Source organism: Acidobacterium capsulatum ATCC 51196 (genome assembly GCF_000022565.1).
Classification (GTDB): domain Bacteria; phylum Acidobacteriota; class Terriglobia; order Terriglobales; family Acidobacteriaceae; genus Acidobacterium; species Acidobacterium capsulatum.
On the sequence record NC_012483.1, the window covers coordinates 2,915,360 to 2,940,062 of the forward strand.

A 24,703-nucleotide genomic window follows, 5' to 3' on the forward strand; every position below is an offset into this window, starting at 1 on the left:
TCAGGGAATACGATGCGAAACGATGCCCATGCGGCCTCCTCTGCGAGCCAGACTGTGGAAGCAAAAATCAGTTCTCCGTCCGAGGGGGCCCCTCGGGATGCTGGAGCTCCTCATCATTCGGTTTTTTGTCCCAACTGTTCCAGTCGGCTGCATGGGTACCGATGCAAACTAGTGTGCGGGAAGTGTGGTTACTATTTGAGCTGTGCGGATTACTACTAGGTGAGAGGTGGAGCCAAAAGATAACTGACTCCTAATGTTCACTAATTTTCCATCCAAATAAATCTTCTTGAGTTAGATTTGTTTCAAGCAAGTTCCAGTCCTCCCTAATATCGAGTGTGTTTGCCGTGAAGCTTTGCCCCATGTGCTACTTCTCTGACTTTCGCCCCTCTCATTTGAGGGCGAATGATCTGTCGCACCTTCTGGCGTTTCAGCTTCCTTTGCGCTGCCGCCGGTGCCAGGAACGCACCTACGCCGGGATTTCGTTTGCCATGAAGGTCTGGCTCAGGCATAAGGATGGGGTTCACGCCTCCCATTCCCATAGCTCGTCTGACAAGTAGATCTTTATCAGTTTTCAGGTAGTTTCATGGTGTACATGTTTGCTGCGGAAGTGCGTGCATCCACCAGGGGAACATTCTCGGGTGTGAGCCCGGCAAAGCGATAGTCCACGGCGTCGGCGGCGCGCAGGTCGCGCAGGTCGGCAATCTTCTGGATAGCACCCGCCTTCACATCCACCCGATAGAGCGGCTGGCCCGGCTGCACAAAGTCATGAAAGTAAATGGCGGGCGCGCCATGCGCCCATGCCGGATCGGCCACGCTCTGCTGCGCGAGTGTCTTCCAGAGGTGTGTTTTCAGGTCGTACAGCATGAGCCGGGTCTGGTCGATAGAGAGTGCGGCAATGTAGCGCCCATCCGGGGACCAGCGCGGGCTGAAGAGCCCCTCGGAGCCCGGCAACTTGCTCAGGTGATGACTGGCCAGGTCATAGATATAGATGGCCTTCGGCATCGAGGCCTCGGCCATCAGGTCGGGAAGCCTTCCAAAGACGATCTGCTTGCCATCAGGGGACCAGTTGGGGTCAGCCTGGCTGCGGTTTTCAGGATAGACGACGCGAAGAGGGCCGCCGTCGGCATCAAGCGTGTAGATCGTCCATCGCTTGCCCGGTTCCCGGGCCATCAGGATCAGCTTTTTATCGTCTGGCGACCACTGCATCATAAAGACGTCCAACGGTCCGCTGCTCAACTGCAGCCGTTCGGTGCCGTTCCGGCGGCTGCGCCAGAGTGAGCCATCGTCCTGCCGAAACCAGGCGACCCATTCCCCATCTCGTGAGAATGCTACCCGGCTCGCGTTGCTGATGCCCCCGGCATACGGAATAAAGAGCTGCGACGAGGCATCGTATTGCAGAAGTTCTGAGCGCAGATTGAGCCCGATAAAGAAGACTCGGCGCCCTGTCGTGTCCGTGATGGGCGACTGGTAGTTGAGGGGACCGTTTGTCAGCGGGTACGGTTGCCGGTTCCGCCAGAACCAACCGCTCCGGCTGGGCAGCACCCAGATGTTCGAGCCCTCGCTGGCGTTCTTTTGAAAGACGTAGTCCCTGCCATCCGCCGTCCAGCTTCCGCAACACTCTGAGCCGTCGTCGTCGGCGAGCAGCAGGTGGGCATCATTTCCATTGGCGCGAATCGACCACAAGCGGGAGCTGTGCGTCTCACTGTTCAGCAGCGTGAACCGCAGTTCTTTGCCGTCGGGCGACCACCGCAGCCAGAAGGCGCGTCCCGGTAGCGAGGCAAACTTCTGAACATCCGAGCCGTTCAATTGCGCGATATATAAATTGTCGCCGCTGGCATACAGGATGCGCTGCCCATCCGGCATCCATGTGGCATCGTGCGCCAGGATACCCGGAACCTGCCTGGCTCCGCCGCCGATCGTCGGCACAATCCAGAGGGGCTGCTCGGCCCTGGCGGCGAGATGGTCGCGCAGCAGCAGACTTGATCCATCGCGGGAAATATCGCTGATATAAGGAGCCGCGATCTCCTGCGGCAAGGGAATCGTGCTCGTCTCTCCGTCGGCGATGAGCGCCTGGGCCAGGACCGCGCGCCCCTCCTCAATCTCCGGAAAGTAGAGCCGCGAACCGTCGGTCGCGGTAGGGCCAAAGCTTTCGAATAGAGGATCGCTTGGCGAAACGCGCCCTGAAAATGTGATCTGCCGAATCAGGGGTGGCTGCGGAGAATGGTCATGCACATACCCCCGGCCAGGAAGCAGATCGCGCCCAGGGCCATCGCGGCGAGCGATGCCGCCGTCCAAGTCCACGCGCGGCTGAGAGGGTGCTTGGATGATATCGAGCTTTTGGGGCCGGATTCGGGAATTGCAACCGCAGAGGGCTCTTCCATGTTCGTTCTGGCGGCCGGCTCCCCCGGAGTCTCCTCATGCTCATGCACCTGCGTGACTGGAGCCAGAAAGCGGTATCCACGCCGCGCCAGCGTTTCTATGAAGCGTGGATTATCCGCTGAGTCTCCCAGCGCCTCGCGCAATTTATTGATGGCGGTTCCCAGACTGTGGTCGAAATCCACAATGGTGTCGGAGCCCCACAGCCGCTGCTGGATCTCTTCGCGGGTGACAACCTCACCGGGCCTTTCCAGTAAGAAACTCAACACTCGAAATGGTTGAGCCTGAATGCGAATTCGGATTCCCGATTTGCGCAGCTCGCCTGTGCTCAGGTCTGCCTCAAACAGGCCGAACCTCAGCTTGCGAACCGGGTGAGGAGGAGATTCCAAAGGGGTGCTCATGAGCAGATTTCTATACAGGACTCCTAGTTCTACTCCTTCTGAAAGGCCCGGTCAATCAGTAAAGGAGCATTCATTGTCGGTTAAATCTGACTTCACTTGATTGAATCCAAAGGGCTTATTCGGTGATCAACGTTTGATGTAAAATGGATGCGCTGTGTATTGCCCATCGTTGCAGCAGGCATGTCTAGTTCGCGTTGGCATGATGCTCCACGACCCTGTATGGGCATGAGCGCATGTGCAAGTTGTTTTTTGGGAGGCAACATGAAATCTCACGATAAGAAGAACGCTGGCAGCCGGAAGGGTTGGATGACCTTTCTGCTGCTGATTCTCTTCACGGCCCTGTCCGCCGCCGGCGCCTATGCGCAGTCAGATGACGGCAGCATCGTCGGAACAGTGACGGACCAGACCGGCGCCGTCATTCCAAATGCGGCCATCACCGTCACGAACAGCGACACCGGCCTGACCTTTCATTCCACGTCGAATGCGTCGGGCGAATTCCGCATCTTCGCCGTGCCCCGTGGCAACTACAAGGCGGATGTGACCGCACCCGGCTTCCAGAGCCAGAGCACCAGCTTTGCAGTGCAGGTCACCACGACGCAGACTCTGATCTTCAAGCTGCAGCCGGGCACGGTGAGCACGACGGTGCAGGTCACCGCCGCCGCCCCGCTGGTGAACACCTCCAACGGCACCATTGGAGACACCATCCGCGGCAAGCAGGTCACTCACCTTCCGCTGAATGGCCGCAATTTCACCGGTCTGGCGCTGCTGACTCCGGGTGTGACCCGCGGCTCCTATGGCAATGGGCAGAGCGGTGTGAGTGACAACACCGAGAGCTTCCGCAACAACGAGAGCGGTGGCGCTGCCCTGTCGGTCAATGGTCTTGATCCGACGGCAGACAATTACCTGCTCGATGGTCTGGATGACAACGATTCGCTCTTCAACACGATTGTGATCTTCCCGAATATTGACGCGACCGACGAGTTCAAGGTGGATACCAGCGTCGCCCCGGCGGAGTACGGACGAGCTGGCGGCGCGATTGTGTCTTCGTCGATCAAGAGCGGAACCAACCAGTATCACGGCTCGGCCTTCTGGTTTTATCGCAGCGCAAAGTTTGATGCGAACCCGAGCTACCGCTTTCTTGGAGCTCCGGCGAGCCCGAATCCCTCATTCAACCGCAACCAGCCCGGCTTCTCCATCGGCGGGCCCTTCATCAAGAACAAGCTCTTCGGTTTTGGCGACTATCAGGCTTTCCGCGAAGTGCAGCCCATCAACCCTTACTACCTCACGGTGCCCACGGCTCGTATGCGGCAGGGTGACTTTGGCGAGCTGCTCAACAACCCCGACGTGGTCAAGCAATTCACTGAGCCTTACTGTCTGATCCATCAGGGCGTGTCGCCTGCAGACTTTCAGAAGATGAACAACGGGCAGCTCTACGATCCTCAGACCTGCCAGCCGATTCCGAATAACAACATTGCCGCAGCCGGCATTGCCGAGAACCAGGCGGCGGTGAATTACTTCAACGCCTATCCCGCGCCGCAGCGCCCGGGCGTCATCAACAACTTTCTGGCGCATGAGCAGCAGTTCACGCACTACAACACCTTTGACGTTCGCCTTGATTATGACGCGACGCCCAAGGATGTGGCGTTCCTGCGCTTCAGCTATGACAACTCCGCGTTTACCAAGACGCCGGAACTCGGCACGCTGCCCTCGGGCTTCGGTACCGGCTCCACCTTTCTGCATGCGCGCTCGTGGGCGCTGGGTTACACGCATACCTTTACCCCGTCGCTGGTCAACGAGTTGCTCATCGGCTATAACCGCGACAACTATGGCTACCAGCCGCCGTTTTATGGCGATGCACTCTCAGCCAAGCTGGGAATCGTAAATGCCAACCGCAACCAGGAAACCAGCGGTGGAGCGCTCATTGGCGGCAACGCGGGCATCGACTACACCGGCGACTACGGCCTGTATGCCGTGCCGCAAAACACCATTGAAGCCAGCGACAGTGTGGACTGGGAGCATGGCCACCACTCCTTCAAGTTTGGTGCGACCGGCATCCTTCGCAATCTTGAGTACTTCCGTCCCATTGCCGGCAAGGGCTACTTCAACTTCGGCAACGGCGACTTTACCGGCTTTCCGACCGCGGAAATGCTGATCGGCTTCACTGACAACTACACCATCGGCGCGCAGAGCGGCTATTACAGCAACATCTCCTATGAAGATGGCTTTTTTGCGCAGGACGACTGGCGCGTGACCCAGCGGCTGACCCTCAACCTGGGCGTTCGCTATGATCTGATGCCGTGGCCCTATGAAACCCACAACCGCATGGCGTCGTTTGACGTCAACCCCAACAGCAACACCTATGGCCAGGTTCTGCTGGCCGGCAAGAACGGTGTGCGCCGCTCCATCATGGCGAACAACTATGGTGACTTTGCACCGCGCATCGGCTTTGCGTGGGACATGAACGGTAACGGCACCCGCGTGCTGCGCGGCGGCTACGGTATCTATTACTTCCCCAACTATGGCGGCATCGGCAACCAGCTTGGCCAGCAGGTGCCCTTCGGCGGCAGCGTCGCCTATGACGCGCAGCACGGCTACTGCGTGACCTTCACCGGTCAGACGCCGACTCCCGGCACGGCTTATGGCTGCCAGGCGGCTGCGACGCAGACGACGCCACTGCCGGCTCCCGGATTCCCGAACTTCAATCCGGCGAATCCGCCCACGGGCCTCAGCACGCTGGCTGTGAACATTCACAACAAGAATCAGGGAATCCAGGAATGGAACCTGCAGCTTGAGCAGCAGTTCGGCAAGTACGACGTGGTCGATCTTGCCTATGTGGGCAACAAGGCCGATCATCTCTCCGAGTACTACAACTACAATCTCTACCATTTCGGAACCGGCCTGCAGAACTTCCCGCAGTTTGGCACCATCACCTACAACAACTACAACGGAAGCTCGGACTACAACGGCCTGCAGTTGCACTTTGAGCATCGCCAGGGCAGAGATCTGGTGGTGACCGGCTCCTATGCCTGGTCGCACACCATGGACGACCAGCCCGGAACGATTGCGCTCTACTACAATCCTCAGGCCAGCTACGGCAATTCCAACCAGGATCAACGGAATGTCTTCACATCCTCGATCCTTTACAGTCTGCCTTTTGGACGCGGCCAGCGCTTCTTCGGGCATGCCAGCTATCCGGTCAATCTCATCATCGGTGGATGGCAGCTCAATGTGATTGGCCATATCGCCAGCGGTAATCCGTTTGATCTCTCAGTGTCAAACTTTGCCACTGCCGATACGCCAGATGTAACAGGGCCGATCACTTATCCCAAGAGCATCAGCGGTCTCTGGTTCAATACGGCTCCGTTCACTCAGGCTCCCAGCACACAGGCCAATGGACAGAATGTCTTCACGCGGGTGGGCACGTTGGCGCGCAATCAGGTCTACGGGCCGGGTCAGCGTTCGGCAGACGTCTCGCTTGAGAAGGACATTCCGTTCACCAGCCGCTATGTGTTGCAGTTGCATGGCGACGCATTCAACGTAACCAACACGCCGCAGTTCACCAACCCGATCAGCAATTACAACGATGCAAATTTCGGCAAGGTAACAGACACCGAGCTGGATTCGCAGCGTGAAATTCAGCTCGCGGCTCGCTTCGTCTTCTAAAGTTGTCGTGCTTCCTCCATGCGCCACGATAGTATCCCTGTCGTGGCGCGTCTTTTCTTCTGGACACGATGAGTCAGCAGCCGTTCGCACGAACGGACAAAAGGGAAGTCATGTCTTATTTTTTGAGAGCAGTATCTCTTGCAGTTCTTTTCGCGGGCCTCGGCCTCGCGGCTCAGGCCCAGTTGCAGGCTCAAAAGGTATGCGAGGCAGCGCCGGCGAATGCGGCGCCATGCGTATACCGGCTGGATCCGCCAAACTGGTGGACGCACATGCCCGCGCCCATGTTGCTGCTCTATGGCCGCAACCTGAAAGACACCCACATCACAGTGCAGGGGCGCGATGTCTCCATCAGGCGCACGCATTTTTCCGCGAACGGACACTATGCCTTCGTATGGCTGGCCGATCAGAACAACGCCCCTCAGACCCTGCAGCTAAAGGTTTCATCGGCGCAGGGCGAAACCTCATTTCCATTCGTGCTCGGCAAGCGCAAGCCCGCCAGTGATGGATTTCAGGGCTTCTCGGCTGCGGACACGATGTATCTCATCATGACGGATCGCTTTGCCGACGGCGATCTCAGCAACGATCCGCATCCCTCGCAACTCGCGCTGCCGCGTGGATGGCATGGCGGCGATTTCAAGGGCATTCAGGACCATCTGAATTACCTGAAGCAGTTGGGCATTACGACTATCTGGATTACCCCCGCCTACGACAATTCCGGCGGCCAGCAGGACTATCACGGCTACAGCGCGACCAACATGTATAAGCCGGACCCGCATTTTGGAAGCATTCGGGATTTTGAGAACCTCGTCTCCGCTGTCCACGCAGACGGCATGAAATTTGTGCTCGACACGGTGCCAAATCATGTTGGAGCCGCGAATCCGTGGGCGCTTGATCCACCCGCGCCGGGTTGGTTTCACGGGACCGTGGCGCATCACGACGAAGCGAAATCCAATTTCGAGGCCATCACCGACCCTCATTCCGATTGGGCGCAGCGCAAAGACATTACCGAGGGCTGGTTTGCGAATGTGCTGCCCGATCTGAACCAGGAGAACCCGCTCGTTTCGCAATATCTCACGCAGAATGCGCTCTGGTGGATTGAAACCGGCGGTCTTGATGGTCTGCGCATCGACACTTTTCCTTATGTGGGGCGCGCCTTCTGGCAGCACTTCAACGGAGAGATTCACCAGGTCTTTCCGCGTGTGACCGAGGTGGGTGAGGTCTTCAATCCCGACCCAACCATCGTCTCCTACTTTGCAGGCGGAGTTGCTCATGACGGCATCGATACGCATCTGTATACGCCCTTTGACTTTCCTACTTACTTTGCCCTGCGCGCCGTGTTGACGCATCAGAAGCCCATGTCCTACCTGGAAAGCGTCTGGGGCAAGGACTGGCTCTATCCGCATCCCAATCGCCTGGTGCCATTCTTTGGCAATCACGACACGATGCGCTTCATGAGTCTGCCCGGCATGACGGTCGCTGATCTCAAGCTTGCTTATGGCATCGTGCTCACCATGCGTGGAATGCCGGAAATTTACTACGGGGACGAACTGGCGATGAAAGGCGGCGACGACCCGAACAATCGTCATGATTTCCCCGGAGGGTTCCCGGGTGGCAAACGTGACGCCTTCACACGCGCGGGACGCACACCTAAGGAGAATGAGGTGCATGACTGGGTCGCCGGCCTGCTGCACTTCCGTGATACTAACGCCGTCTTTGGAGACGGCGGCCAGCAAGATATTGAATATGATGCGACTTCGTTCGTCTACCTGCGTGCCCGCGATATTTCGCACGGCTGCATCGCCGGACATTCGGACCGCGTGCTGGTCGCGATCAATGACGGGTCCAAGGCGAAGGTGATTTCCATCGCTTCAAAAAATACAGCGCTGGCGGGCTGCAGTATATTTGTGCCGGAAGCAGGTACAAATGTTCCGGCATCGCAGCGCGAAGGAAATCTCACGCTCACCCTCGCGCCGAAGCAGATGGCAATTTACACGGTGCGTTGATACAAGAAATGCAGCAATAACAAAGTGAGGGGCGGATTTTCCGCCCCTCACTTTTCCTTACCGGGTCTTTATCTTGCCTTGGGCCTCGTCTTCAATGGCCTGCCACTCATCGGCACGCAATTCAAATTGAGCCGCCGCTACATTCTCTTCCAGATGCTGCACTGATGAGGTGCCAGGAATGGGAAGAACCACCTTGGATCGGTGCAGAAGCCAGGCCAGCGAAAGCTGCGCTACCGTCATCTGGTGCAACTCTGCGGCGTGCTGCAGCATACCGCCCTTTTGGGCCAGCTTGCCTGCCGCGACTGGAAACCACGGAATGAAGCCAAGCCCGTGCTGCTCGCAGTAGTTGAGCGTCGCTTCATGCTTGCGTTCGCTCAGGTTGTACATATTCTGCACGCTCACGATAGGAAGCACTTTCTGCGCCTGCTCAATCTCTTTTGCGTCGACTTCAGACAGCCCAACGTGCCGAATCTTGCCTTCCTTCTGCATGTCTTTGATCGCGCCCAGCGATTCTTCTACCGGCACCTTGGGATCAATGCGATGCAGTTGCCAGAGATCAATGCGCTCGACCTTGAGCCGCCGCAGGCTCATCTCGACGCATTGGCGCAGGTATTCCGGCCTGCCGACGGGGTGCCACTGGTTTGGCCCTGTGCGCGTGAGCCCGCCCTTGGTCGCGATCACCAGTTCTTTTGGGTAAGGCCGCAAAGCCTCGCCAATCAGGCGTTCGCTCACTTCCGGGCCATAGGCATCCGCTGTATCAATGAAGTTCACGCCCAGCTCAATAGCGCGTCTCAGAACCTTCTTCGCCGTGTCTGCATCCTTGGGCTCGCCCCAGATTCCCTCGCCGGTGATGCGCATTGCGCCGTAACCGAGCCGGTGAATTTCCAGGTCGCCGCCTAATAGGAATGTTCCGCTTTTTGCCGCAGGGGTATTGATCATGTCCATACGCAATTAGATGCGCTGGAACTTGCGAAGAGCTATTTTGTGGCTGGGGATTGTGTATCTGGCTAGCTGCGGCTGGCTGGGAGAGATGGGGTGCCTTTTGCGCAGAAGGGCGGGATGGTGAGCCCATCCCTGGCATAGCTGCTGCCAAAGGATGGGCGCCCACGGTTTCTAGTGCTTGTTGAAGATGTCGGCCTCGACCGCCTTCTGGAAGGCGACGCGGCTTGCCTCGCGGGTGTAGAACATGTGTCCGCCCGGGAACTCGTGAATTTCGATGCGGTCACGCAGCGCGTTGGGCATCTCATTCACGCTCAGCACCGAGCCCATGAACGGGCAGGAGAGATCGTTCCACCCATGCCCGATGAACACATGCAGGCCCGGATCGGCGGCGACGGCATCGCGCAGTTGCTCCACTGAGCCGTTGCGCAGGTCGTTGTCGCGATTCCACTCCTCGTTCACCTTGTAGGAGAGCGTGTGGTACGGCGCGTCGTCCTTCCAGCCGACGGTTTGCGTCACAAAGTTCACCATAGCCTCGGTGGTGGGCGCAATGATGCTGGCCAGAATCGGATCGTTGGCGCGCTGGTCAGGAGACCACGGAAAAGGATCTGTCATGGTTACATTAGAGTCGTAGATCGAGCCGATCTTGCCCTGCTCCCGCCACGCTTCGCGCAGGTAGGACTCCGTGTTAAAGCGGCCGCCCGATTCCTTCACATAGGTGGGGTCGAGGCCGGTCATCTGCGTCACCTTCTGGATCATGGCCTGCTCCGCGGAAGGATCCGCGTTGCCAGTAATAAGAGCCGAAGCATACGGACCTTCGTCATACGCAATGACCGACTGCATGGCTTCGGGTGTCAGCTTGCCTTCCCTCTCCAGGTGCGCGGCAACAATGGGCGGTAGTGTTACCATCCACGGAATCGGGGAGACATCGCCGAAGCGCTCGATGCTCGGGTTCAGGTAGGGCGAAACCAGCACGAGACCGTTGACGCCCACTCCCAGCCGCGACTGCAGGTAATAGGTGATGCGCGGTCCGCGGAAGCCGCCGTAGCTCTCGCCGATGACATACTTGGGCGAGGTCATGCGACCGTTATCGACCAGCCAGGTATAGATGACGCGCGACAGGTAAGCGATATCAGGGTCAGTGTTGTAGAAGAGCTTGCGGGTTTCTGCATCCGAGACCAGCGACCGGCTGAAGCCCGTGCCGATGGGGTCAATGAAAACCAGATCGCTGAAGCCGAGCCACGTGCCCTGATTGTCGGTCATCGTGATGGGGCCCGATGCGCTGTCCCCCTTGTTGCCGATGCCTTCTAGGTGCTTGGGCCCGATGGCGCCGAAGTTCAGAAAGACCGACGAGGCGCCAGGGCCGCCATTCACAGCAAACGTAACAGGGCGGTTCTTTCCTGGCACCGTGTAAGCGGTGTAGACCACTTCCCCGGCAACTTTGCCGTTTTCATCGCGCACGGGAATCTTGCCCACCGTGACGGTGTAATGCAGTGTGCTGCCGTTGAGCACCATGGATTGCGGAACGCTCTTATCCGCCGGCAATGACGGCCATTTGCTGGTGTCAGTGTCAGCCGGTTTAGCGGCCGAAGGCGCGGGCTTGGCAGGCGAGCTCGTGCTCTTGTCTTCATGATGCTTTTTCTGCGCATGAGCGGGCAGAGCAGCAGAGCAGAATAGAAGGCAGAGAGAGGCACAGCCCAACGCAGCCCAGGGGCGAGCGGAGGTCGTTAGAGGATTTCGCATGGAATTCACGATAAAGGAACCGGCGGAAAAGGAACAGGAGCGAACTTGAATCAGGCTTGGAGCGGATGCATATCAGGTCGTGGGAATGCTTCGCCGCCGTTGCGCGGCTACAGTCCGCTTGCGCCACTGATGTAACAGAAAAAGCAGCATCATGATCGGCACAATGGCGATCTGCCATGCGACTTCATTGGTAATCAGGTTCGGCGGGGCAACGCGAAACTCGCCGGTGCAAACGCCGCTCTCGGCACCCTGGCTTACATGAATCGCAATACGCCACAACCCCTGCTTCGGCAGAGAGAAATTGGCCGCCTCAAGAAACCGCGTGGTGGCCTGTCCATGCGTGGCTTGCAGGGTAATCGGCTCGCCCTGCCCATCTGCCGGGGTCAGCACAAATGTGACGCGGGCATCGCTGACGATGCCTTGTACTCCGGGCCTTTCTACCACCACGCTGAAGTCCGCGCGGCCCGGCGTGAGCGGATCAGGCGTGGTGAACAGCGTTACGACAAACGGCCCGGCCGGTTTGCGAAATTGCAGCCGTCCGCCATCGGCCCAGGCATGCACGGAAACAAAAAGCATCAGCAGCAGAAGCAGATATCGTTTCATCACATGCCCATCCCACGCATCTCCATCGGCTGGGTGTATATCCAGATGCAGATGGCATAGAAGAGTCCGCTACTGAGCGCCCATAAAGTCAGCATGGCGACGGCATTGCGGGCTGAGGAGGCCATCTGTCGCACCAGGCGCCATCCGGCATAAAGCGTAAACAGCAACCCTAGATCGAGCATCCAGATTTGCAGGTGAAAGAGATTCAGCCCTTCCGCCCCCGGAATCAGCATGAGCTGGATGGGCTTGCTCACCATCGTCATCGCGCCCATGCCGCTCATGTCCATGTTCATGCCGGGCATATTGCCCATTTGGCTCATCCCCTGCATGCCGGCCATTGCGCTCATGGCATGCGGGTGCGCTCCGCCTGTCAGAGCATGCCATGCATGGGTGAGAGTTGGCATGAAAGAAGAAGTTGCGGTGGCCATATGAAACAGCAGGTGAGCCGCCCACATCGCAAGCCCCAGCGGCAGCAGAGCCAGTGCGAAGCGGCAGAAGACGGTGCGAACACTCTTCTCGGTGGAGAAGATCTGCAGCGCTTTGGCAAATGTCCAACTCGCGGCCAGCAACACGAGAAAGATGGATGCTGCGACGGCAAGAGAACCAACTCCCGAGGCGAAGAAAGGGTGCGCTGCCTCGAAGTCTGAGAGGCGATCCACCACCGGCGCAATCATCACTCCCGCATTGAAGATCGAAGAGATCGCCAGCAGCAACACCATCACCGCGACATCAAACCGCCGCGAGAATCGGCGCAGGGATGAGCGCCGTGGATCGTTGACCAGATCGCGCACCGGCGGCAACACACGCAGCGCAATATTGTCGTGCGGGCAGGCTTTCACGCAGTCCATGCAGAGTGTGCAGTCCATGTTGCCTTGCTTCATCGGCAGATAAAGCTGCAGCTCGCAGCCTCGCTGCGCTTCATTGCCACGAATGCAATCCCGCGTGGAGCAACTCGAACAGGTGGACTGGCTTTTCACGCCCAGATCAAGCGGCGAAACCAGCGATGAGACAAAATTGAACTGGCCGATCGGGCAAACGTACTTGCAAAAATTTGCCCCGCGAAAGATGGAATCAATTGCAAAGACCGCCAGCACATAGCCGAGCAGCACTATCGCGGTATCACGCGGCGAGTTCCAAAGTGCGAAGTGTTCATAGGCCCAGAAAAAGACCAGCAGCAGGATCGTCGCGGGCCATTTGTTTTTGAGCCACGCGGGCCAGCGCAGCTTACCCAGACCAAAGAAACGGGCCAGTTCCCGCGGCAGCGTAAAGGGACAGGCCATGCAGAAGAGGTTGCCGGCGACGAAAAAGAGCAGCAGATTCAAGGGCCGCAAAATGTTCCAAAGCACGGAACCGCCAAGATTCAGCATGGCTACCGGTGTGCCGCGTGCGCCGTCGAGAATAATGGCAGCAATCAGCAACAGGGTGAGACTCTGCAATCCGGCGCGGCCAAATCGCGCGCGCAAGATTCGGCCTACAGGTGGCATCTGGAGCAAGTCAAATGCCGGCGGCATCTTAACTTTGTGGCGTATCGCTGCCGCGCGCTGGATTGCCTGGCGTATGCGCTGCCTGCGTGGCGAGAGCAACTGCAATACGATGACCATCAACGGAATCCAGAAGATAAATGAGCCAATCACCCACATCTCGGCTCCCGCCGCCGTTTGGTCCATTTGCGCCGAGATGCCAAAGATGCGCGGCGCATTCCGATAGGTCGAATAGATGACGCTGCCGCCGAAAACCAGATAGCCCGAGAGGGCCGTATTCACAACATCAGCCGTCATTAAATATGGCAAAATCATCCAGCGCGACCAGCGGTAACGGCTTGGCCAGGGTTGAAGCACAAACCACCAGAAGGGCAGCGCAAAAAAGAAGAAGCTGGCGTGCTCCAGTTCGTGCACGGTGTTGTTGCGCAGCGCCAGATCGTACGCCGCGGGTACATGCCAGAGCAGAAATGAGATGTTCATGGCCAGCCATCCGAAGACAGGGTGCGTCACCACCGCCTGCACACCGTGGAAGGCCTTGGAGTTCATCCATGCGGACAGATCATCGCGCACCAGCGCGCGGGGCAGTCCGCGCAGCAGGGGCACCACGGGCGCGCCCAGCACAATGAGCGGCGGCGCCACTGACATGAGGATAAGGTGCTGTGTCATGTGCGCGACCAGCAGAAACTGATCCAGTGCGTCCAGTGGAGACGCCAGCGCCAGCCAGAACGAAGCCAGCCCAGCCATAAAGGAGGCCATGCGCCACACCGGCAACTCCGTGGGGCGGGTCACGCGGGCCATCCGCCACCCGCGCAGGTAGACAATGGCGGCCACCATCACGCCGATGGTAGGGGCCAGCGGGATGGTCCACGATTGAAGGATGGCTTGAGTCAGGTTATCGGGCACGAGGGTTCCACATCCGTAGCGCGGCTCGGGAGACGGTGATCATCTGGGAGCTTGCACTTCTTAGGATACCGCTGCGGATCGCCTGCTTCCTGCGCGACCTGGTGCGGCAGATCGTCGCTTGGTGCGCTATGAAATTCATATGGCAACCGAGGTGCGGTATACTTGGATAGACGCTGTCCTTCGACGGACTTCGCAGAGCGAGCATTCATGCAGCTTCACGTGACATACCGAAAGCCAATGTCGGCCCTCGGAAATCAATCCGGTGCCATGCATGCACTTGTTTTTGTCACAGGCTGGAGCCCACTCGCACTCTGATTCTTCTTACAAGAGTTTGCGAAGCCCCGGCCCTCAGCGCCGGGGCTTTTGCGTTGGCGCACGATTTCTTTCTCACAAACCATAAAAAAAGGAGGCAATTCATGATCACGACCTATTCTTTCCAGGCAGACTTTCGCAATGTGGCCCAGCGGCTCGCGGAGAATCAGCGGCAGAGTGTGCGGCAGACCGAGCACGTCCGGCGCGCTGTCCGGTCTGCGGCAGAGGAGCGCGAAAGGATGCGGTTCCAGCAGGAAGATGCCTCAAGCGAGCGCGTAGCCTGAGCGGCATGTGGCGGCCAGCGTGACTCCAGACCGCGAAGCCCCGAGAGCGAGCTGGTTCCCAGCTCGCTCTTTTCATTTTTACTCTGTTTCGCAGGGATGATTCGGATGCATATGCGGAGCGCCGACCGGCTGCTTGGCAAAGATGCCAGTCGATGTCCTGAGGAATGTATAAGCCCCTGGCGGTGGCGCGTCCGCTAAAGAAACCGTTTTCTATAACTTCCGCGATAAATTCTTTTTATCCGGAATCCATTTGTTGACGGATAAGTAAATCCTTTCTGAATCATGAAGTTAGAGTCATGAAGCGATGCCGGGGCTTTCCGCGGCACCCGTTTCCTCCTTTCGCCCCTCTTGACAATGCAAATTCACAGCGTGCTTAATGTTGCCCGCATCAGTTTTTGTCCTGTCTGAAGGCATGAACTGAAACGTTTCAGCAGAATCTCGTTAGGCGCTTTGTACCTGAGATGGTTCTGTCTGATCGTCCCCTGCTGCGAACGCCTGCTGAGAGTAGAAGCCCGGCATCTTCCGGTCATCTTCTGTCTTGGAGGGCGAAACAGGAAATACGAGTCTTCCACTCAGAGAAGACGCGAATACTAAGGCGCGAGATATCACAACCTGGTACGACTTATCGCATTTGGCGCGCAAAGCGCGTTGGGTGCGACAACGCAAGACCATGCCTGCAGGGCGATGCGGTCACAGAGCCGCACGCGATCGGTGCATTGCGCACTGACAGGCCACCACAGGATTTTTCAAGGAGAAAGGTTACATGCAAAGAACTGCAAGATACGCATTCGCGTTGTTAATTGCTGTCCTGTTGTCAGTGACTACCGTCTATGCTCAGGCCACCGCCGAAATCACCGGCACGGTCACCGATCCGAGCGGCGCAGTGATTCCCGGCGCCAAAATCACCGCCACCAATGATGCCAGTGGCAGCTCACAGAGCACCGTGAGCAACAGTTCGGGCCTCTACACGCTGCCCGGTCTTTCCAATGGAACGTATACGCTGGTCGTCACGGCCAAAGGCTTTGCGACTTATAAAACATCGGGCGTAGTTCTAGACGTTGCCGCCACCGTGCAGGAGAATGTCGCACTGCAACTCGGCTCCAGCAGCCAGACTGTCACTGTGCGCGCCAATGCCTTGCAGGTACAGTCGCAGAGCAACGAGATCAGCACGCTCATCAGCGGCGCACAGGTAAACCAGATTGCCACCAATGGCCGCAACATCACCAGCCTCACCACGCTGGGCACGGGCGTTTCGGGTAATCTGCCCTCATTCAACGGAGTGGCGGCGCAGACCAGCACAGCCACTATCAGCTTCAACGGCATGCGCCCTGATCACAACAACTACCTGATCGACGGCGGTGAAGTGTATGACCGCGGTTCGGGGGGCAAAATTGACGTGCTGCCTTCTCCTGATGCGATTTCGGAGTTTCAGGTACTCAGCAGCAATTACCCGCCAGACTATGGTCTCTCTTCCGGTGGAACGATCCTGGTCGAGCTGAAGAGCGGCACGCGCAAGTTTCACGGCGGCGTGTGGGAGTTCAATCGCAATGACGCGCTCGATGCCGGCTACTACTTTGCCAAGAAGAATCATCAGGCGAGTCCCGAACTTCGCCTGAATATCTTCGGCGGGAACATCGGCGGCCCAGTCTGGATTCCGCACGTTTACAACACTCACAAGAACAAGACATTCTTTTTCGTGAACGAAGAGTGGCGTCGCTTTGTGCAGGGAGCCAACCCGACGGCGACCAATACGATTCCTTCCAACGATTTCCCGACGGCGGGCCAGCCTTTCACCTACACGCCGTTCAATGGTCCAGTGCCGGTGGTGCCTCAGACCAGCGACCCAGCCAAGCTGGCGCTCTACACCCAGGATGGCCTCGTTCCCGGCCAGCCATTCCCAAATAACACCATTCCTGCCAACCTCCTCGATCCGAATGCCGTGGCGTTCATGGGGACTGGCGCGATTCCTAAGCCCAACGCGCCCAATAATCAGTACATTGCTTCGCCCAAGCAGCCGACCAACGTGCGGGAAGATGTCGTGCGCATTGATCAGAACATCGGCTCGAAGTACAAGCTGATGGGGAGCTGGATTCACGACTCGATGACCCAGACCATCTTTCCCACGCAGTGGAGTGGAGACAGCTACTCCACGGTAGGCGATATCTTCTCCAATCCCTCCTGGGCGGCAGCCGTGCGCCTCACACAGGCGCTCTCTCCGACGGTGCTCAACGAGACGGGCCTTTATGTGAACGGCAACAAGATCAACGTGCAGCCGGCCGGCATTTATCAGCAGCCCTCGGGCTGGAGCGCGAAGAGCTTTTTCACGGGTAACAACGCGGAAAACCGCTTGCCGCAGATTGCTTTCAGCGGCGGTCCCATCAACACCACCTACACGGCCATTTACTGGCCCTGGCATAACTCGTATCTGAACTATCAGATTCGTGACGATCTCTCGATCACGCGCGGCAAGCACGCTTTCAAGTTTGGCTTCTCGTACATGCGCGAGGACAAGAACCAGCAGCTGCAGGCTGATACCCAAGGCGACTACGGCTTCGATGGTTCCAAGTACTCGGGCGACGCCTATATCAACTTCCTGCTGGGATTTGCGAGCACCTACGATCAACTGCAGCAGCAGCGTACCGATCACTGGATCTCAAATACGTATTCGTTCTATGCAATGGACAACTGGCACATCACGCCGCGGCTTTCGCTGCAACTCGGCTTGCGCGATGACATCATGCCGCAAACCTATGAGAAGAACAATCAGGTCGCAAACTTTGTGCCGGCTGACTATAAGGCAGCCGATGCGCAGAGTCCCGATCCCAACACCGGCAATCTGAACCCCAATGGTCCGGGCGTCCAGATCATTAACAACGAGCCTTTTTATCTCAACGGAATTGAGCAGGCAGGCAAAAATGGTGCTCCGCGTGGACTGGTCAAGAATGACTTTTACACGCTGCAGCCTCGCATCGGTTTTGCCTATGACGCTTCTGGCGATGGCCGCACCATCCTGCGTGGTGGCGCCGGCATCTTCTACGAGCGTGTGCAGGGCAATGATATTTACAACCTATCCACCACGCCGCCGTTTGCCTATGCGCCCAGTGTCTCTGACGTTTATTTCTCTGATCCTAACGTCAGCGCGGATACTGGCCAGCGTGCCTCGGTTCCGCTCGGTCCGGCAGGGCTGACGGCCATGAACTACTACTACCCGCATCCGGGTACGGCTCAGTACAGCCTTGGCATTCAGCACCAGCTGGCGCCTTCGGCGATCTTCTATCTCGGCTACGTCGGTTCCACCAGTTGGAATCAGGACGATCTGCGCGAGATCAACGATCTGCCGCTCAACGCGATCAGCCAGCGCGAAGAGGTAGCGACCGGCTGCGCGAACTCGGCTCCGCCTTCGGCGGGAGCGCTGCCGTGCCCCAACATTCCATCGAATGCAAACCTGTATCGCCCTTACCTGGGATATAGCAACATTCGCCTGGAAGAAAACGCGGTCAACGCGGACTACAACTCGTTGCAGGCCTCAGTGCGCATGGAGAAATGGCATGGCCTGACGTTGCAACTCGCCTACACATGGTCGCATGAGATCGATATCCAGAGTGCCGACCTCACCACCCAGACGCTGGCCGGTTCCGGTGGCGACATTTCCGATCCTTATAGCTATAAGTACGATCGCGGATCAGGCAACTTCGACCGCCGCAATATTTTCAACGCAAACTACATCTATGACCTGCCCTTCTACATGCATTCGCACAATGTACTTGCGCGCACTCTGCTCAGTGGATGGGTCGTCTCTGGTGTAACTGTGGCGCAAAGCGGCTCGCCGGTGAATGTCTACTACAACGGTCCAGACACGCTTGGACTGGGCGGCAGCACCACCAATCGCCCGAACATCGTGGGGAATGTCACCTTTCCGAAGACGCAGCAGGAGTGGTTTAACGCCAAGGCCTTTGCGGATCCGGTTGCACCCTGGGTTTCCAGCGCCAATAACAATCAGGGCTTTGGCGATGCCCGTAAGGACACCATCACCGGTCCCGGGCTCTTCAACTGGAACATCTCCATCTTCAAAACCTTCCCATTTACCGCCAATCCAACTGGACCTCATCTCCAGTTCCGGGCAGAGAGCTTCAACACTTTCAACCACACGGAATGGAACTCGATTGATACCGGCAGCCATGACCCGAACTTCAGTCAGGTCACCAATACCTACGATCCTCGTGTGCTGCAGCTTGGACTGAAACTACTGTTCTAATCCCCCAGTCCTTTCCTCCGGCACGGCAGATCCATTGCTGCCGTGCCTTTCTTTTTTCTGTGCTGCATGCCATGATGGGGCGCGTCTGAAATTCATGCCGGAGGAGCTAATTGCAGTTATTTCGCCTCAAGGCCATTTGTGTGGGTCTGCTTCTGGCTGGACTCTCTCTCGCGTTCGCGGTTCCGGAGGCGCGCGCACAGTCCGCGGCATCGCCAGATTTGCTGCGGCAGCAGGCGCTGGCACTCGAACAGCAGGGCCAGTTTGCCCAGGCCGAATCCATCTGGCATACCTTGCTCACGCAGAATGCGAAGAACGTGGAAGCCTGCGCGCATCTCGGCCTCGATGAAGCGCGCACGCAAAATTATCCTGAAGCAATTCAATATTACCGGCGTGCTCTGGCGCTTGACCCCTCCTTGCATGGCTTGCGCCTCGATCTGGCGCTCTCTTATTTCAAGATGGGAAAGTTCCCTCAGGCTATTCCGCTGCTCGCAGAGGAACTCCATCAGCACCCCGGCGACCTGCGGTTGACCATCCTGCTCGGAATGGCGCACTACGGCGCGCAGCAGTATGACAAGGTGGTTCCATATCTCAAGGCGGCCGCAGCCAAAGAGCCTCAAAGCGCGGCGATCCGTTTGCCACTGGCGCAGGCCTGCCTGTGGTCGCGGCAATTCGAGTGCGTGCTGACCACCTATAAGCAGATACTGGCGCTCAATGCAGATTCAGCCGAGGCAGACATGCTCGCGGGGGAAGCCTACAGCGCGCAGAGCAACACTCCGGCTGCCATACGGCAGTTTCGTGCCGCCATTCAGGCCAACCCCAACCTTCCGCAGGAGCACTTCGGTCTCGGATACCTGCTCTGGACACAGCGCAATTATGCGGAAGCGGAAGAGCAGTTCCGCGACGAGTTGCGCATCAGCCCTGACGATGGCCAGTCACTCGCCTACCTCGGCGATACGCTGATGCATCTGGGCAAGAGCGATGAAGCGCGAGCCTCGCTCGAACGAGCGATGGTGCTGAAGTCCTCGCTTGAACTCGCGCACCTTGATCTCGGCATTCTCGATGTGAATGCCGGGCACGATAGTGCAGCCGTTGCCGAGTTCCATGCCGCCATTCAGATCAACCCCAAGAGCACGGATGCGCGCTGGCGGCTGGCGCGCCTTTATCAAAAAATGGGCCAGCACCAAAAGGCGGCAGCCGAGTTTGCTATCGTCAGCAAGATGAAGCGCGAATCCGCGCAAAGCCTCTACCTCAAAATGGCGGGCAGCCACGAGGCGCAGGCGACTGCCCGGCAAAAAGATGCAACTCCGCAGTGATGGCACTGCGCCGCAGGGTGTTGACTATTTAAACCCTCCTTACGGAAAGATAACTGGATCATTCAGAGGAGGCAGAAGCTGCATCTTGTCTGATAACGTTATCGGAGACAGGAGACAAGGCATGTGGAACTGCTTTAGCCGCCAGGCGAAGAGTTTTTTGAAACACTCGGCAGGATGGGCCGCAATCGGATTTCTGACAGGGGGGCTCGCGATCCCGGCCCATGCGCAGGAACCAGTCACCGCGCGAACTCCGGCCACGCCGCTCGTCGTGCATGATCCTTACTTCAGCATCTGGTCATTCAATGACAAGCTGACCGGTGGCCCCACCCATCACTGGACTGGAAGCTCTCAGCAACTCATCGGCGTCGTTCGCATTGACGGCAAGAGCTATCGCTTCATGGGCGATGAGCCATCGCTGCCTGCCCTGCCGCAGATTTCTCGCGCGATATGGCCCACGCACGTCATCTATCGCTTTCAAGGAGCAGGCGTTCGCCTCACCGCGACCTTTTTCACGCCCGATCTGCCGCACAATCTTGATGTGCTCTCGCGTCCTCTGTCTTATCTGAGTTGGAAGGTGAGTTCCAGTGATGGAAGTCCTCACCAGGTGCAGATCTATTTCGCGGCGAGTGCGGAACTGGCCGTCAACGATGTCTATCAGCATGTCGTTTGGGGAACCAGCCGTGTGGGTGACATGCAGGTGATGCACATCGGCACCAACACGCAGCAGGTGCTTGCGAAGTCCGGCGACAACCTGCGCATCGATTGGGGATGGGCGGACGTGGCCGTTCCCGCGCAGCCCGGCGCCTCAGTGGCTACGATCGGCATGAATGCCTTCAACGATGCGGTGAACAAGGGCGAATTTCCAGCGAGCGACGATCTCAACATGCCCCGCATGGCGCGCATCGACACGCCGGTATTGGCGGCGCGGTTTGATCTGGGCCAGGTATCTGGCACCCCGATCACCCGGCGTCTCATGCTTGCCTACGATGACCGCTACGGCATCGAGCTTTTTCATCGCGAACTGCCTGACTACTGGCGTCGCGGGCACACCACCTTCGCACAGATGCTTTTACAGGCCGAAGCTCAGCGGGCGTCGCTCAATGCACAGGCAACAGCTTTCGACCACGCACTGGTCTCCGCACTCACGCAGGCGGGCGGCAGCAAATATGCGCAGTTAGCCGTGCTGGCCTATCAGCAGACTCTCGGAGCCACGAAGCTGGCCGCAGGCATTGACGGCGAGCCGCTGCTCTTCTCCAAAGAAAACTTCAGCAATGGCTGCGTCGATACAGTCGATGTCACCTACCCCTCGGCGCCGCTGTTTCTGTTTGTCAATCCCAAGCTGCTTGAGGCCATGCTGCGCCCCGTGCTGCAGTACGCTGAGATGCCACGCTGGCCGTGGCCCTTTGCCCCGCATGATATTGGCACCTATCCTCTGGCGAATGGTCAGGTATACGGTGGCGCAGAAACGAGTGAAGTGGACCAGATGCCGGTGGAAGAGACCGGCAACATGCTCATCATGATGGATGCCATTGCGCAGGCCGAGGGCAATCCTGATTTTGCAAAGCCCTATTGGCCCATGCTGACGAAGTGGGCAAAGTATCTGCGCGCCTTTGGCCTCGATCCCAAAAATCAGCTCAGCACCGATGACTTTGCCGGCCATCTGGCCCACAATGCCAATCTCTCAATCAAGGCAATTCTGGCGCTTGGCAGCTACGCACAACTGGCCCGAATGCTAGGCCATGCTGATATTGCCAACGACTATCAGCAGACGGCGAAGCAGATGGCCGGCCAGTGGGTTCACATGGCCGCGGATGGCGACCACACGCGCCTCGCCTTCAACATGCCCAACACCTGGAGCCAGAAGTACAACCTGGTCTGGAATCGCATTCTGGGGCTTAACCTTTTCCCGCCGAGCGTGGCCCGCCAGGAAGTCGCGTTTTATCTCCAGCATCAGAACGCCTTCGGGCTTCCGCTCGACTACCGGCACACTTACACCAAGCTCGACTGGACGACCTGGAGCGCGACACTGGCAAACAATCAAAAAGACTTTGAAGCGCTCATCGATCCACTCTATAAATTCATGACCGAGACGCCCACGCGGGTTCCGTTGAGCGACTGGTTCGATACCGTTACGGGTAAGCAGGTCGGCTTTCAGGCGCGCTCGGTGGTTGGAGGCATCTTCATCAAGCCGCTAACGGACAAGAGCCTTTGGCGCCAGTGGGCACAAGGCCATCCATAGTGCAAACTGGAAAAGCAATGACGATTCAGAATGTATATCTGCTGCATGGCAAGGGTGGTTCTCCCAACGGCACGGTCAGCAAGCTGGCCGCTGTGCTCGAACCACTCTGGCCGCAACTGACTTTCACTCGCCCACTGCTGCCGCACAACGATCCTCAGACTCTCGCTGAGCGATCCGTGGATTTCCTCGAACAACTGCAACTCCCGCAAGGGGCTTTGCTTGTGGGCATAAGTCTCGGCGGCACTGTCGCGGCCAAACTGCAAGAGATGGGCCGTGACGACCTGCATGTCATGGCCATCAGCTCGCCCACCTGGGCCGATGGTGTGGTGCTTCGCGAGCGGCCGGAACGCCGCGTCGCGATCTACTCTTCTCAGGATGAAGTGATTGCCCCGCGCACGGCAGACTGGCCGCGCCTCGCCGCGATTGCCCGTGACTTTTCCTGGCTCAACCACAGCACTGACCAGCACTTTGCGCCGCTGACCCGCCTCTTCGGCTGGTACCTCGAAGGCACGCTGGCCGAGAAGATCGGCACCGATCCTCGCTAGCCGGCAATTCTCCTGGCGCAACAAAAGCCGCACATGATGTGCGGCTTTTTGTTGTTTAACATGCAGTATTATTGGCCAATCTTGCGCAGCGGTTTACCCGCCATCAGATTGCGCTCAATGAACTCCAGCGTGATGTTCTTGGTCTCTGGCACCAGCAGGCCAGTGATCGCGATAAAGATCACGTTAAAGCCCGCATATAGCCAGAAGGTCTGCGCGTGGCCGAAGCTGTTGAGCAGCGTCAGGAAGGTGGCCCCAACCACAAAGTTGGCGACCCAGTTGGTCAGGGTGGAAAGCGCAATGCCAAAGTCGCGTCCGTTAATAGGCTGCACTTCCGAACACAGAATCCAGATCAGCGGCCCGGCCGACATCGCGAAACCAACGATAAACAGCAGCAACATGGCGACGGTGAAGATTTGCTCAGTATGCGAGTGAATGCCCAGATGCATCATGCTGCCCACCACGGCCATGCCAATCGCCATCACCGTGAAGCCTGTATAAAGAATGGGCTTCCGGCCCCAGCGATCTACCAGCCAGATGGCAATGAACGTCGCCAGCACGTTTGCCAGGCCCACAATCGCGGTGAAGACCATCTGCGCTTCTTTCTGGTAGCCCATGTCCTTGAAGATGATCGGCGCATAGTACATCACCACATTCATCCCGGTGAACTGCTGCACAATCTGCAACAGTACGCCGAGCCCCACCGAGCGGCGGAAATTACTGTTCTGCAGAAACATCTGCCAGCCATGCTGAGGTATGCGCAACTGGGCGGCGATCTCCTGCTCTTCCTGCTCCACAATCTTGGGGTTGCCCCGCAGGCGCAGGAGCACGCGAGTGGCTTCCTCTTTGCGTCCCCGCATCATCAGCCAGCGAGGGCTGTCAGGCAGCGAGAAGATGCCTACGAAAAATAAAGCACCCGGGATGGCAATGATGCCGAGCATCCAATGCCAGTTGCCGGAGTAGCTGAAGGCCAGATCAGAAAGATATGCGACAAAAATGCCGATGGTGATCATCAACTGATATAGCGAAACCATGGAGCCGCGAATATTTTCCGGCGCAATCTCTGCCAGGTAAATCGGCGCGGTGAAAGAAAGCATGCCGATCGAGATGCCGAGAATCAGGCGTCCGGCCAGCAGCACGTTCACTGACCATGCCGCGCCGCACAGCACCGAGGCCACCACGAAAATGAATGACCCCAGCAGCAGAGAACGCTTGCGCCCCAGGCTCTTGGCCATCCATCCGCCGGCCAATGCACCCACGGCCGCCCCGAGCATCATCCAGCTCACAATGTGCTCCAGCATCGTGTCCGAAATGCCAAAGTCAGTTTTAATGAACTGCTCGGCTCCTGAAATCACACCAATATCCAGCCCGAACATCAGGCCGGCCAGGGCACCCAGCAGACCAATAAACACGGCCGCGGCTTTGGGGTGAGCCTCGGTTGTAACCGTTTGCATGCTGTCTTTCATGGCATCTCCGTCAGAGTCTCGTTGGCTGCATGAACGGGCCATGGTGAACGGACGCGGAGGCGTGTCACTCGATGCTGGCGCGCGGACTGATCCAACTTCACCGATTGTAGTGGCAGAATTCCATGGCTGGCCAGTGAGAGGGCAGCAGAAGCTCACTCGTGCAATCGAGGCGCTGCCTCG

At 58.0% G+C, this 24,703-nt stretch carries 14 protein-coding genes; 7 read left to right on the forward strand and 7 right to left on the reverse strand.

Annotated features, from left to right (window positions below):
• Positions 1–564 precede the first annotated feature (564 nt).
• Entirely contained in the window at positions 565–2,232 is a 1,668-nt protein-coding gene (locus tag ACP_RS11955) for a TolB-like translocation protein (RefSeq protein WP_015897592.1), read from the reverse strand.
• Positions 2,202–2,777: a winged helix-turn-helix domain-containing protein gene (locus ACP_RS11960; protein ID WP_041839539.1), complete on the reverse strand. Its 576-nt coding sequence runs from the start codon at positions 2,775–2,777 to the stop codon at positions 2,202–2,204. Before ACP_RS11960 ends, ACP_RS11955 begins: the two co-directional genes overlap by 31 nt.
• 261 nt (positions 2,778–3,038) lie before the next feature.
• Here ACP_RS11960 and ACP_RS11965 point away from each other — a divergent pair, with 261 nt between their 5' ends.
• Together ACP_RS11965 and ACP_RS11970 are read left to right on the forward strand one after the other, a co-directional pair.
• Complete coding sequence (locus ACP_RS11965) at positions 3,039–6,440, forward strand: TonB-dependent receptor (protein WP_015897593.1); 3,402 nt, start codon at positions 3,039–3,041, stop codon at positions 6,438–6,440.
• A gap of 110 nt (positions 6,441–6,550) precedes the next feature.
• Positions 6,551–8,443 carry an alpha-amylase family glycosyl hydrolase gene (locus ACP_RS11970; RefSeq protein ID WP_015897594.1) on the forward strand — a complete coding sequence of 631 codons (1,893 nt, stop codon included), beginning with the start codon at positions 6,551–6,553 and terminating at the stop codon, positions 8,441–8,443.
• A gap of 57 nt (positions 8,444–8,500) precedes the next feature.
• Here the strand turns inward: ACP_RS11970 and ACP_RS11975 are convergent, their stop codons facing one another.
• From ACP_RS11975 to ACP_RS17425, 4 genes are all read right to left on the reverse strand, one after another.
• Entirely contained in the window at positions 8,501–9,382 is an 882-nt protein-coding gene (locus ACP_RS11975) for an aldo/keto reductase (RefSeq protein WP_015897595.1), read from the reverse strand.
• 174 nt (positions 9,383–9,556) lie between these two features.
• The gene (locus ACP_RS11980; RefSeq protein WP_238525548.1) at positions 9,557–10,927 is read right to left on the reverse strand and encodes a S10 family peptidase; all 1,371 of its coding nucleotides are present in this window, start codon (positions 10,925–10,927) and stop codon (positions 9,557–9,559) included.
• A gap of 270 nt (positions 10,928–11,197) precedes the next feature.
• Positions 11,198–11,728 carry a hypothetical protein gene (locus tag ACP_RS11985; protein ID WP_015897597.1) on the reverse strand — a complete coding sequence of 177 codons (531 nt, stop codon included), beginning with the start codon at positions 11,726–11,728 and terminating at the stop codon, positions 11,198–11,200.
• Positions 11,728–14,112, reverse strand: coding sequence for a cytochrome c oxidase assembly protein (locus tag ACP_RS17425; RefSeq protein ID WP_052294798.1), 2,385 nt, complete (start codon positions 14,110–14,112; stop codon positions 11,728–11,730). Before ACP_RS17425 ends, ACP_RS11985 begins: the two co-directional genes overlap by 1 nt.
• A 416-nt stretch (positions 14,113–14,528) precedes the next feature.
• Here ACP_RS17425 and ACP_RS12000 point away from each other — a divergent pair, with 416 nt between their 5' ends.
• From ACP_RS12000 to ACP_RS12020, 5 genes are all read left to right on the forward strand, one after another.
• Complete coding sequence (locus ACP_RS12000; protein WP_041839541.1) at positions 14,529–14,708, forward strand: hypothetical protein; 180 nt, start codon at positions 14,529–14,531, stop codon at positions 14,706–14,708.
• An 817-nt stretch (positions 14,709–15,525) separates the two neighbouring features.
• Entirely contained in the window at positions 15,526–18,963 is a 3,438-nt protein-coding gene (locus ACP_RS12005; protein ID WP_238525549.1) for a TonB-dependent receptor, read from the forward strand.
• A 110-nt stretch (positions 18,964–19,073) separates the two neighbouring features.
• On the forward strand, positions 19,074–20,276 hold the full coding sequence (locus ACP_RS12010; protein WP_041839542.1) for a tetratricopeptide repeat protein: 1,203 nt from the start codon (positions 19,074–19,076) through the stop codon (positions 20,274–20,276).
• A gap of 157 nt (positions 20,277–20,433) precedes the next feature.
• A complete protein-coding gene (locus ACP_RS12015; RefSeq protein WP_238525550.1) occupies positions 20,434–22,515 on the forward strand; it encodes a glutaminase family protein in 2,082 nt (693 codons plus the stop codon).
• A gap of 17 nt (positions 22,516–22,532) precedes the next feature.
• Positions 22,533–23,060, forward strand: a complete 528-nt coding sequence (locus tag ACP_RS12020) for a YqiA/YcfP family alpha/beta fold hydrolase (RefSeq protein ID WP_238525551.1) — start codon at positions 22,533–22,535, stop codon at positions 23,058–23,060.
• A gap of 68 nt (positions 23,061–23,128) precedes the next feature.
• On the opposite strand, the gene ACP_RS12025 is transcribed toward ACP_RS12020, so the two are convergent.
• Complete coding sequence (locus ACP_RS12025) at positions 23,129–24,523, reverse strand: sugar porter family MFS transporter (RefSeq protein WP_015897604.1); 1,395 nt, start codon at positions 24,521–24,523, stop codon at positions 23,129–23,131.
• Between the last annotated feature and the right edge of the window lie 180 nt (positions 24,524–24,703).

Bases quoted from the DNA above. Each gene is read 5' to 3' on its own strand.
- ACP_RS11960 (WP_041839539.1), bottom strand. From the start codon at position 2,777: ATGAGCACCCCTTTGGAATCTCCTCCTCACCCGGTTCGCAAGCTGAGG.
- ACP_RS11965 (WP_015897593.1), top strand. From the start codon at position 3,039: ATGAAATCTCACGATAAGAAGAACGCTGGCAGCCGGAAGGGTTGGATG.
- ACP_RS11970 (WP_015897594.1), top strand. From the start codon at position 6,551: ATGTCTTATTTTTTGAGAGCAGTATCTCTTGCAGTTCTTTTCGCGGGC.
- ACP_RS11975 (WP_015897595.1), bottom strand. From the start codon at position 9,382: ATGATCAATACCCCTGCGGCAAAAAGCGGAACATTCCTATTAGGCGGC.
- ACP_RS11985 (WP_015897597.1), bottom strand. From the start codon at position 11,728: ATGAAACGATATCTGCTTCTGCTGCTGATGCTTTTTGTTTCCGTGCAT.
- ACP_RS12000 (WP_041839541.1), top strand. From the start codon at position 14,529: ATGATCACGACCTATTCTTTCCAGGCAGACTTTCGCAATGTGGCCCAG.
- ACP_RS12020 (WP_238525551.1), top strand. From the start codon at position 22,533: ATGACGATTCAGAATGTATATCTGCTGCATGGCAAGGGTGGTTCTCCC.
- ACP_RS12025 (WP_015897604.1), bottom strand. From the start codon at position 24,523: ATGAAAGACAGCATGCAAACGGTTACAACCGAGGCTCACCCCAAAGCC.